The 11969-nt window shown below is 42.0% G+C and carries 7 protein-coding genes; all 7 read left to right on the top strand.

Annotation, left to right across the window (positions count from 1 at the left end; genetic code table 11):
* Positions 1 to 625: 625 nt before the first annotated feature.
* The 7 genes from LK453_RS02540 (at position 626) to pgi (ending at position 11928) form a co-directional block, all read left to right on the top strand.
* A complete protein-coding gene (locus tag LK453_RS02540; protein WP_379652708.1) occupies positions 626 to 3496 on the top strand; it encodes a 2-oxoglutarate dehydrogenase E1 component in 2871 nt (956 codons plus the stop codon).
* Between the two features lie 239 nt (positions 3497 to 3735).
* Positions 3736 to 4980 (top strand): 2-oxoglutarate dehydrogenase complex dihydrolipoyllysine-residue succinyltransferase, encoded by a 1245-nt coding sequence (gene odhB, locus LK453_RS02535; RefSeq protein ID WP_201529029.1) that lies wholly within the window; start codon positions 3736 to 3738, stop codon positions 4978 to 4980.
* Between the two features lie 269 nt (positions 4981 to 5249).
* Positions 5250 to 6707, top strand: coding sequence for a dihydrolipoyl dehydrogenase (gene lpdA / locus LK453_RS02530; protein WP_201541899.1), 1458 nt, complete (start codon positions 5250 to 5252; stop codon positions 6705 to 6707).
* A 192-nt stretch (positions 6708 to 6899) separates the two neighbouring features.
* Positions 6900 to 8069 carry an ADP-forming succinate--CoA ligase subunit beta gene (gene sucC, locus LK453_RS02525; RefSeq protein WP_007394413.1) on the top strand — a complete coding sequence of 390 codons (1170 nt, stop codon included), beginning with the start codon at positions 6900 to 6902 and terminating at the stop codon, positions 8067 to 8069.
* Between the two features lie 33 nt (positions 8070 to 8102).
* Positions 8103 to 8978 (top strand): succinate--CoA ligase subunit alpha, encoded by an 876-nt coding sequence (sucD, locus tag LK453_RS02520; protein ID WP_007394412.1) that lies wholly within the window; start codon positions 8103 to 8105, stop codon positions 8976 to 8978.
* 292 nt (positions 8979 to 9270) lie between these two features.
* Positions 9271 to 10149, top strand: a complete 879-nt coding sequence (locus LK453_RS02515; protein WP_201541901.1) for a UTP--glucose-1-phosphate uridylyltransferase — start codon at positions 9271 to 9273, stop codon at positions 10147 to 10149.
* A 114-nt stretch (positions 10150 to 10263) separates the two neighbouring features.
* Positions 10264 to 11928, top strand: coding sequence for a glucose-6-phosphate isomerase (gene pgi / locus LK453_RS02510; protein ID WP_201541903.1), 1665 nt, complete (start codon positions 10264 to 10266; stop codon positions 11926 to 11928).
* Positions 11929 to 11969 lie beyond the last annotated feature (41 nt).

Genomic DNA, 11969 nt, shown 5'->3' with positions numbered 1-11969 from the left:
TCAATGTAGAATATGCAGCACATACATGGCTTAAAAATTGCAAATGAATGGCCATTGCACAAATATTGTCCTTGTACGGATACATAGACCTGTACGCCTCTATAGATAAGTGCAAAGCGGTTATAAAGCAAATAAAAAAAAGTAAATCAGTTTTAGAGCAGGGCAGTGTAGAAGTAAGGCGTGTTAAAAATAAGACGCCACAAAAACTTCCCAAGTAAATTGGTTTGATAATTGCCATTCATACATTGTTCATTTGCAGTGGTTATACTTTCAACGATTATTATGATTAACATTGATGATGAATGTTGCCAATATTTATTTCAGCTTAGTTTTTTGAGTCAGCTTTATTTATAACAATTAAAATCTGTAAATAGTTGCATAGCTGCTACTCGGACCATGGTCGTTATAGAATACTTCTAAACTTACGTCACTGATATCAAGTTGATGAGCATGAACAATAAGAGGGGCAACGAGTCCTTGCTATTGATTTTTGCTTAAAAAGATATCTATTCAAAACTATGAGTTAGTTGGATTAAGCAGATAAGTTACCTGAAGCAACAGCCTGAACTAAATGTGTTTTATTTTAATTAAACCCTAATGTAAATAAGAAAAGACTATGAATACTATGACTAATGATGATGCTTTAAAAGCAGCAGATGCCACAGAGCTTGCAGGCGACAACGCAACTTATATCGAGTCGCTATACGAGCAATATTTACAAGATCCAGATAGCGTTGACGCTGACTGGAAAGCTTATTTTAAAGAATATGAAACCGGTAATGATGCGCTACACCATGTCATCCAAGACCAGTTCCTATTGCTAGCGCGCAATCAGAGCGCCAATAAGGGGGTCGTAGCTGCTCCTGCTGCGGACGGCTCGAATGCTAACTGCCTTGACCCAAGACATATGGGTGTGCAAAAGCTAATTTCAGCGTATCGCCGTCGTGGTCATCGCCGTGCACAGTTAGATCCTTTACAGTTAAACCCACGTGCACCTGTTGAAGATTTAACTTTAGAATACCACGGTCTATCAGAAGCGGATTTAGACACCGTATTCCCAACCAGTGATTTCAATATTGGTAAGCCTGAAGCGACCTTACGTGAAATTATTGAAACCTTAGATCGTATCTACTGCCGCCATATCGGCCTAGAGTACATGCATGTAACGACCAGCACTGAAAAACGCTGGTTTGAAAATTACATGGAAACCAACCTAGGTCACATCAAATTCGATAACGAAAAGAAAAAAGAAATTCTTGAGCGTTTAACTGCAGCTGAAGGCCTAGAGAAATATTTAGCCCGTAAATACACTGGTGTTAAGCGTTTTGGTCTAGAAGGTGGTGAAAGCTTTATCCCAGCCGTGCATGAAATCATTCAACGTGCGGGCGGTTACGGTACCAAAGAAATGGTTATCGGTATGGCTCACCGTGGTCGTCTAAACTTATTGGTAAACATTCTAGGTAAAAACCCAGCGGACTTATTTGATGAGTTCGATGGTAAAGTTATGCCAGAAAAAGGCTCAGGTGACGTTAAGTACCACAATGGTTACTCATCAAACGTGATGACGCCAGGTGGTGAAGCTCACTTAGCATTAGCTTTCAACCCATCGCATCTTGAGATTGTATCGCCAGTACTTGAAGGTTCGGTACGTGCACGTCAGGTTCGTCGTAATGATACAGACGGTAATTTAGTTCTGCCATTGGTCGTGCATGGTGATGCAGCGATTGCCGCTCAGGGCGTGGTACAAGAAACGTTCCAGATGTCACAGACCCGTGCTTATACTACAGGTGGTACGGTTCATATTGTTATCAATAACCAAGTGGGCTTCACCACTAGCCGTCAAGAAGATGCACGTTCTACTGAGTACTGTACTGATATCGCTAAAATGGTGCATGCACCAATCTTACACGTGAACGGTGATGATCCTGAAGCTGTAGTATTTGCCGCTCAAATGGCGTTAGATTATCGTCATGAATTCCATAAAGACATCGTTATTGACCTATTCTGCTACCGTCGTAATGGTCATAACGAAGCGGATGAGCCATCAGCGACTCAGCCATTAATGTATGCGATCATTAAGAAATTACCGACTACCCGCACTCAATATGCAGAAAGACTATTGGCAGAAGGTGTGATTTCAGAAGGCGAAGACAAAACGCTTGAAGATGAATACCGTGAAGCGTTAGACAAAGGTGAGTATGTTGTTAACTCATTGGTACGTGAGCCAAACAAAGAGCTATACGTTGACTGGAGCCCTTACCTAGGTCATGACTTAGAAGATGATTGGGATACAGGCGTAGATATTGAGAAGCTAAAACAGTTTGGTCGTCGTATGGCCGAAATGCCAGAAGACTTCAAGCTACAAAGACAAGTTCAAAAAGTCGTTGAACAGCGCTTAGCGATGCAAACCGGTGAAGAGCCATTGAACTGGGGTGCTGCTGAGACTTTGGCTTATGCAACTTTAGTTGATGAAGGTTACTTAGTACGTATTACTGGTGAAGATGTGGGCCGTGGTACTTTCTCACACCGTCATTCTGAAATTTATAACATAGAAAACGGCGATATGTATGTGCCATTAGCGCACTTAAATGATACTCAGGCCCGTTTTGCTACTTATAACTCTTTACTATCAGAAGAAGCAGTATTGGCCTTTGAATATGGTTATGCGACCACAGTGCCTAATGCGTTAATCGTTTGGGAAGCACAATTTGGTGACTTCGTAAACGGCGCACAAGTGGTTATTGACCAGTTTATCTCTAGTGGTGAAACCAAATGGCAACGTGTTTGTGGTCTAACCATGTTGTTACCACACGGCTTTGAAGGTCAAGGTCCTGAGCATTCATCTGCTCGTCTTGAGCGCTTCTTACAGCTATGTGCTGAAGACAACATGCAAGTAATCACACCGACTACACCGGCACAGATTTTCCATGCCTTACGTCGTCAAGCAGTTCGCCCAATTCGTAAGCCATTAGTAGTGATGTCACCTAAGAGCTTGTTACGTCATAAGCTTGCCACTTCAGAATTAGAAGAATTGGCAAATGGTAAGTTTGAGACAGTATTACCAGAATTGGATCAAGTGGATAACGACAAAGTAACCCGTATCGTAATGTGTGGTGGTAAGGTTTACTATGATTTACTTGAGCAACGTCGTGAGCTTGGTCTAGACCATGTGGCTATCATTCGTATCGAGCAGTTATACCCACTGCCTGAAGAAAGAATGGTAGAAGAAGTACAGAAATATGCCAACCTTGAAGAAATTGTATGGTGTCAAGAAGAGCCATTAAACCAAGGAGCTTGGTACTATCTAGCGCCGCATATGTTCCGCATCTTTGGACCACAAGGCGATCAACCACGTGTTACCAAAGCACATATTGTTGATCCTGTTGCCCGTCCTGCTTCAGCAGCGCCTGCAACCGGTCTGCCTTCAATCCACCTTCGTCAGCAAAGAGAATTGGTTGCTGGTGGCCTAGGTGTAGACGTTGATCAGTTAAAATAAGACATAACGAGGTCTAAGCGGCTAATAAGTTGCTTAGGCCTTCAGTGTTTGTGCAAATTTTTATTATTGATAATAGTTTTACGATAGATAACTTTCACAATAAACAACATACAAGTTACCGTTAAAAACCATAAGGTTTCACCTCGAGTTGTTTATTGCAAATCATAAAAATAATGCGCTTATTACCCAGAATAAAATAAGTCATTAACAACTTTATATTTATAACAGGAGCAGTTCCCATGGCAGAAATCAAAGCGCCCGTATTCCCAGAGTCAGTTGCTGACGGTACTATCGTTGAGTGGCATGTAAGTGAAGGCGATCAAGTAAACCGTGATGACATTCTAGCTGAAATCGAAACCGATAAAGTAGTATTAGAAGTTGTGGCGCCAGATGATGGTGTGTTAACTAAAATTGTTAAACAAGTAGATGACACTGTACTTTCTGATGAGCTAATCGCTGAATTTGAAGCTGGTGCAACTGGCAATGCCGGTGGTAGTGACTCAGCAGATGAAGCTAAAGAAGAAGAAACAGAAAGCACTTCTAAAGAAGAGCAATCAGCCCAAGGTGGCAAACCACAACAAGGCGAAGTTAACGAAAAAGATCATAAAGACCAAAGCCCTGCAGTTCGTAAAGCAGCAAAAGAGTCTGGTGTTGATCCTAAAAACGTTGAAGGTTCAGGCCGTGGTGGTCGTGTTACCAAACAAGACATGGCTAACCCAACGCTTAAAGCAGACAGCTCTATCAAGTCTGACAGTGGCCGTCCAGTAGCTGAGTCAGTAGGCGAACGTACTGAAAAACGTGTACCAATGACTCGTTTACGTAAAACTGTGGCCAACCGTCTGTTAGCCGCTTCACAAGAAACAGCAATGTTAACGACCTTTAACGAAGTTAACATGAAGCCATTAATGGACCTTCGTGCTAAGTACAAAGATCAGTTCGAAAAACGTCATGGTACTCGTCTAGGCTTTATGTCTATGTTTGTTAAAGCGGCGACTGAAGCTCTAAAACGCTTTCCAGCCGTTAACGCTTCAATCGACGGTGATGATATTGTTTATCATGGTTACTATGACATCGGTGTTGCAGTATCTTCAGACCGTGGTCTAGTGGTGCCTGTATTACGTGATACTGACCGTATGAGCATGGCTGACATCGAAGGTGGCATCCGTGAATTCGCAGGTAAAGCACGTGATGGTAAGCTTTCTCTACAAGAAATGACTGGTGGTACTTTCACTATCACTAACGGTGGTGTATTCGGTTCATTAATGTCAACACCAATCTTGAACCCACCACAAACAGCTATCCTTGGTATGCATGCTATCAACGATCGTCCAATGGCAGTAAATGGTCAAGTTGAAATTCTACCTATGATGTATCTAGCGTTGTCATACGATCACCGTATGATTGATGGTAAAGATGCGGTTCAGTTCTTAGTAACTATTAAAGAACTAGTAGAAGACCCAGCAATGCTACTATTAGACCTATAAGGTCAATAGGCTTGTATCGGAGAGAATCTGGTACAAGCTTTTTAGTTAGAGCGATTAATTTTTAAGTTATTTGATAGACAGTCTTAGGCCTTCCTTTCATAAGTGCTAAGACTGTCGATTATTGAATAGATTGAAATTTAAGAAATTGCAATTAAAGAAACCGATTAAATTTTGAAAGTCAGCAACTAACTAAAACAAGCAAAAGCTACAAGCACAAACTATAAGTAAAAGAGCTTTTAAACTTTTTGAATTAAAAGACGGAATATATTATGAAAGACAATTATGATTTAGTGGTTATCGGTGGCGGTCCTGGTGGTTATGAAGCAGCCATTCGTGCCGGTCAATTGGGTATGAGCGTAGCTTGTATCGAAAAACGCGTTTACAAAGGTGAGCCTGCGCTAGGCGGTACTTGCTTAAACGTAGGTTGTATCCCCTCAAAAGCATTATTAGATTCTTCACACCGTTATGAAGCGACCAAACATGAGCTTGCTGAGCACGGCATCACCACAAGTGATGTGGAAATCGACGTTGCTAAAATGATCGAGCGCAAAGAAGGTATCGTTAAGCAGTTAACCGGCGGTGTTGCCATGCTTCTTAAAGGCAATGGCGTAGACTGGTTACAAGGTTGGGGTACTTTAGTTGATGGTAAAGGCGCAGAGAAAAAAGTTAAATTTACCGCTCTAGAAGATGAATCAGAAACTGTTATTACTGCTAAAAACGTTATCTTAGCGGCCGGTTCTGTGCCTATCGATATCCCTGTTGCTCCAGTTAATAACGAAGAAGGCATTATCGTTGATTCAACTGGCGCTTTAGATTTCACTGAAACACCTAAGCGTTTGGGTGTAATTGGTGCCGGTGTTATCGGTCTAGAATTAGGTTCAGTATGGCGTCGTCTAGGCGCTGAAGTAGTGGTTTATGAAGCGCTTCCTGAATTCCTGGCAGCTGCTGACAAAGACATCGCTAAAGAAGCAGGCAAATTGCTGAAAAAACAAGGTTTAGACATCCGTGTTGATACCAAAGTAACTAACGCTGAAGTTAAAGACGGCCAAGTGGTTGTAACCAGCGAAAAAGGTGGTGAGTCTAACGAAGAGACCTTCGACAAACTAATCGTTTGTGTCGGTCGCCGTGCTTATTCTGAAAAACTATTGGGTGAAGACTCAGGCATCACTTTAACAGACCGTGGTTTGGTTGAAGTAGATGATCAGTGTAAAACCAACCTTGATGGCGTTTATGCTATCGGTGACTTAGTACGTGGTCCAATGCTTGCTCACAAAGCAATGGAAGAGGGTATGATGGCGGTTGAGCGTATCCATGGCGAGAAAGCTCAAGTGAATTATGATACTATCATCAACGTTATTTATACTCACCCAGAAATTGCTTGGGTAGGTCTAACTGAACAAGCCGCAAAAGAACAAGGTTATGAAGTTAAGACCGGTTCATTCAACTTAGCGGCTAACGGCCGTGCTCTAGCACAAAGCGAAGCTCAAGGCTCAATCAAAGTGGTTGCTGATGCAAAAACTGATCGCCTATTAGGTATGCATGCTATTTGTGCAGGCGCTGGTGATATCGTTCACCAAGGTATGATCGCTATGGAATTCGTTTCAAGCATTGAAGACCTACAGTTAATGACCTTTGCTCACCCAACAATTAGTGAAGCAGTACATGAAGCGGCTCTTTCAGCGGATGGTCGTGCAATCCACGCAATCCAACGTAAAAAGCGTAAATAAGAAAAAGTTATAGACTTAGTAAAGTGCTAATCAGTATTGATATAAAAGTCTGTTACTAATTAAGTTGCTGACACTAAACAGATTAAGACAGTCATCATTAAGAGATAGGTTTTTTAGTCTTTAAATGATTCATGATCTTAAATCATTTAGTGTCAGCTTTACCTGTTAAATAAAAAATTAAAGGATAACTTTATGAATTTACATGAGTATCAAGCAAAACTATTGCTAGAAAGCTATGGTCTACCTATTCAAAAAGGGATCATTGCTTACAATGGTGAAGAAGCTGCTGAAGCTTTTGACAAAACCCCAACGGATGTTGCGGTAATCAAAGCACAGGTTCACGCTGGTGGCCGTGGTAAAGCAGGTGGCGTTAAGCTTGCTAAAACTCGTGAAGAAGCTAAAGAAATCGCAGAGTCGCTAATCGGTACTAACCTAGTTACTTACCAAACTGACGCTGAAGGTCAGCCAGTAAACTTCGTACTAGTTGCAGAAGACATGTATCCAGTACAAACTGAGTTGTACCTAGGTGCTGTTGTTGACCGTGCTACTCGTCGCGTAACTTTCATGGCATCAACTGAAGGTGGTGTTGAGATTGAAAAAGTTGCCGAAGAAACACCAGAAAAAATCTTTAGCATCACGGTTGATCCTTTAGTTGGTTTATTGCCTTTCCAAGCACGTGAAGTAGGCTTCAAACTCGGTCTTGAAGGCAAGCAAATCAATCAGTTTGTTAAATTAATGACAGGTGCTTATAAAGCATTCATCGAAAACGATTTTGACATGATTGAAATCAACCCACTAGCGGTTCGTGAAAATGGCGAATTGGCATGTGTGGATGGCAAAATCGGTGTGGATTCAAACGCTTTATTCCGTCAGCCAAAAATTGCTGAGTTACATGACCCATCACAAGAAAATGAGCGTGAGCTTAAAGCGGCTGAATTTGACCTAAACTACGTTGCTTTAGAAGGTAACATTGGTTGTATGGTTAACGGTGCCGGTCTTGCTATGGCAACGATGGACATCATTAAACTATATGGCGGTAAGCCAGCTAACTTCCTAGACGTTGGTGGTGGTGCAACTAAAGAGCGCGTTGTAGAAGCATTCAAAATCATCCTAGAAGATGAAAGCGTAAAAGGCGTTCTAATCAATATCTTCGGTGGTATCGTACGTTGTGACATGATTGCTGAAGCCATCATTGCAGCGGTTAAAGAAGTGAATGTAACTGTACCTGTCGTGGTTCGCTTAGAAGGTAACAATGCTGAATTAGGTGCTAAGCTGTTAGATGAGTCTGATGTGAAAGTAATTTCAGCTCAAGGCCTATCTGATGCTGCGCAAAAAATTGTTGATGCTGTAAAAACTGCATAACCCCAAATAAGTGACCATAATTAGGAGTAAATAATGAGTGTATTAATTGATAAAGACACCAAAGTATTGGTGCAAGGTTTTACTGGTAAAAACGGTACTTTCCATTCAGAACAAGCGATTGAATACGGTACTAAAGTAGTTGGTGGTGTAACTCCAGGTAAAGGTGGTCAAACTCACCTAGGTCTACCTGTGTTCAACACTATGGCAGAAGCTATGGAAGCGACTAACGCTGATGCGTCAGTTATCTATGTTCCAGCTCCTTTCGTATTAGATTCAATCATCGAAGCGGTAGACGCAGGCGTTAAGCTAATCGTTGTGATCACTGAAGGTGTACCAACACTAGACATGCTTAAAGCAAAACGCTACATCGAAGAAGCTGGTGATGTGAAAATGGTTGGTCCAAACTGCCCAGGCGTTATCACTCCAGGTCAGTGCAAAATCGGTATCATGCCAGGCCACATCCACTTACCAGGTAAAGTGGGTATCATCTCACGTTCAGGTACGTTGACTTATGAAGCAGTGGCTCAAACCACTAAGCTTGGCTTTGGTCAGTCTACTTGTATCGGTATTGGCGGTGACCCAATTCCAGGTATGAACCAAATCGATTGTTTGAAAATGTTCCAAGAAGATCCTCAAACTGAAGCTATCGTACTAATCGGTGAAATCGGTGGTACTGCTGAAGAAGAAGCAGCAGCTTACATCAAAGAGCATGTAACTAAACCAGTTATCGGTTATATCGCTGGTGTAACAGCTCCTAAAGGTAAACGTATGGGCCATGCTGGTGCGATTATCTCTGGTGGTAAAGGTACTGCTGAAGAAAAATTCAAAGCATTCGAAGAAGCGGGCATCGCGTATACTCGTGACCCATCTAAGATTGGTGAGACCGTTAAAGAAGTTACTGGTTGGTAATTTTTTTACCCTTCAGGCAGCTTAATCTCTGTTTGAAAAACGTTTAGTTATAAAAAAAGAGCATCCTTCAGGATGCTTTTTTTTTGGTTAAATGTTCTGTGTTAGATTTTGTTTATAAGGCACGCTAACAGCTGTGGAATGGATACTGAAGTTTGCTACAATAGAGACATAGTTTTGGGTTAAATACCATTTGTGCTCAGTATAAAGATTAGTATTGTTAACCCATATTTACTTAGCTCACAGCTATTAGATTCTCTATAATCATTAAACACCTTACAACAATTAAAATTGGATGCTTATGACCTCTCAAGTTACTCATGCCGTTATCCCTGTCGCCGGTTTCGGTACTCGTATGTTACCTTTATCAAAATCTGTACCTAAAGAGCTATTACCACTGGGTAATCGTCCAGCGATTCACTACGTTATTGAAGAAGCGATAGCCGCCGGTATTAAACATATTGTGTTGGTCGGTCATGCTCAGAAAAGCGCCATTGAAAACTACTTCGATGTAAACGCAGAGCTAGATAATCAACTTCGTGCTAAAGGCAAAGATGAGTTGGCAGATAGCTTAAACTGGCTACCAGAAGATGTATCAGTGTCTATGATTCGTCAAGGCAAACCATTGGGTCTTGGTCATGCGGTACTAAAAGCACGTCCTATTGTCGGCGATAATCCTTTTGCGGTATTGCTACCCGATGTGGTGTTAAACCCTTATACCACAGATATGAGTACAGACAATCTGTCTTATATGATGCGTGCTTTTGCTCAATCTCAACACTCACAAATATTGGTGAGTGCTGTGGCCGATGAAGATGTGCATAAATATGGTATTGCTAAATTAGAAGATGCTCAGCAATTGGCACAATTAACTGATGATAAAAATGCCAACTTTGCGGTGGCCGGTTTTGTAGAAAAGCCTGATCTAGAACAGGCCCCTTCTAATTTAGCGGTGGTAGGACGTTACGTATTTACACCGACTATATTTGACTATCTGGCAGAGACTAAGCCTTCAGTAGGCGGTGAAATTCAATTGACAGATGCTATTGATGCGCTGATTAGTACCCAAGGGGTCGATGTGACCACCATGCTTGGTGATAGCTTTGATGCGGGTGATATGACTAGTTATATGCAGGCCTTTATCTATTTTGCCCAAAAACAGCTACAGGCTTAGTTTGTGCAAATTTAAGCATTTTGTAGCGAGCAGCTATTTAGTACTTATATTGTCCCTATACTTAGTACTTATATTATCCCTATACATTGAACTTCTATATTGAGCAGCTTTACTATGAAACCTACTTTGCCAAGTCAGTTGCCACAGTGGCAGAAACTACAGCAGCTGGCGCAACACCCTTGGTCGTTAACCCAACTGTTTGCTGACCAATCAGATAGAGCAAGAAAATTTAGCGTCACTGTCGAAGGTATTTATTTTGATTACTCTAAGCAGTGTCTTGACCAGAATGTTAAAAAAGCATTGATAGAGCTGGCAAATGCTTGCGATTTAAAGCAGAAAATTGCACAACTTTATCAAGGTGACAAGGTCAATAGCAGTGAGGATAGAGCAGCGCTACATACTGCCCTACGTTTGCCGAAGACGGCACAGTTATCGCACGAAGGTGTGGATGTGGTGGCAGAAGTTCATGACAGCTTAGAAAAAGCGGCGGTAATGGTGGACAGAATCAGAAATGGTATCTGGCGAGGTTACTCTGGCAAAGCCATTACTGACGTGGTTAATATTGGAGTCGGTGGGTCGGATTTAGGCCCAGTAATGACCAATACGGCGCTTGATGAATGGGCAGACAGTACTATTAAAGTGCATTTTGTGTCCAATATGGATGGCACTCAATTGGGCAGTTTACTGGAACGGCTTAATCCAGAAACCACTTTATTTATTATATCGTCTAAGTCTTTTGGTACCGTAGATACGTTATCCAATGCACAAACTGCCAGGGCATGGTTGTTCTCAACTGGTGCTAGTCAAGCCACTTTATTGCGCCGTCACTTTATTGGTATTTCTGCCAATCCTGAACGGGTCAGTGCGTGGGGTATTCCTGAGGAACATCAGCTGAAGCTTTGGGACTGGGTAGGGGGCCGTTTCTCAATGTGGTCAGCCATTGGTTTGGCAGTGGCGATACGCATTGGTACTAAGCAATTTAATGAAATGCTGCAAGGGGCATATGCCATGGATCAGCATTTTGCCCAAGCAGACTTTGAACAAAACTTACCGATACTCTTGGGTTTAATCGGGGTTTGGAACAGTACCTTTTTAGAGATTAATGCGCACACAGTACTGCCTTATGATGGCCGTCTAAAATACTTTCCCAGTTATCTGACGCAGTTAGAGATGGAAAGTAATGGTAAATCTGTAACCCATGACGGTCAGCCAGTGAACTATGCGACTTGTCCTATTCTATGGGGTGAAATCGGCTCTAATGCCCAACATGCGTTTTATCAGCTACTGCATCAAGGCACTCAAAAAGTCTCTTGCGACTTTATCGCCTGTGTTAATTACTACCAAGAATCTGAAGCGGGCGAGTTAAAGCATCAGCATGCGTTATCCTTAGCCAACTGTTTGGCCCAAAGTCGTGTTTTGGCTTTCGGTAACGATGCCTTAGCGCCAAAACCTGATCAGGCTGCATCTGACTTGGACAAATTTAAACGCTATCGTGGCAATCAGCCCTCTACCACTATTTTATTAGATGAGTTGACCCCAAGAAGTTTTGGTGCTCTTATTGCTCTATATGAGCACAAAGTGTTTGTCATGGCCAGTATCTGGGACATCAACCCTTTTGACCAGTGGGGTGTAGAGATGGGCAAACAAGTGGCCAATGAGGTATTTGCGCATATCCACTTACAAAAATCGTCCTCGACCCAAGTTGAGGATACGGATACTGACTTTGATAGTTCTACCGAAGCCTTATTGCAACACATCAATAAGAAAATAGAAGAATAACGCTTATCATCAAAGATTGATGAATATAAAGCCTTACTTTC

Source organism: Psychrobacter sanguinis (genome assembly GCF_020736705.1).
GTDB lineage: Bacteria > Pseudomonadota > Gammaproteobacteria > Pseudomonadales > Moraxellaceae > Psychrobacter > Psychrobacter sanguinis.
This window is presented reverse-complemented; position numbering and strand designations above follow the sequence as displayed.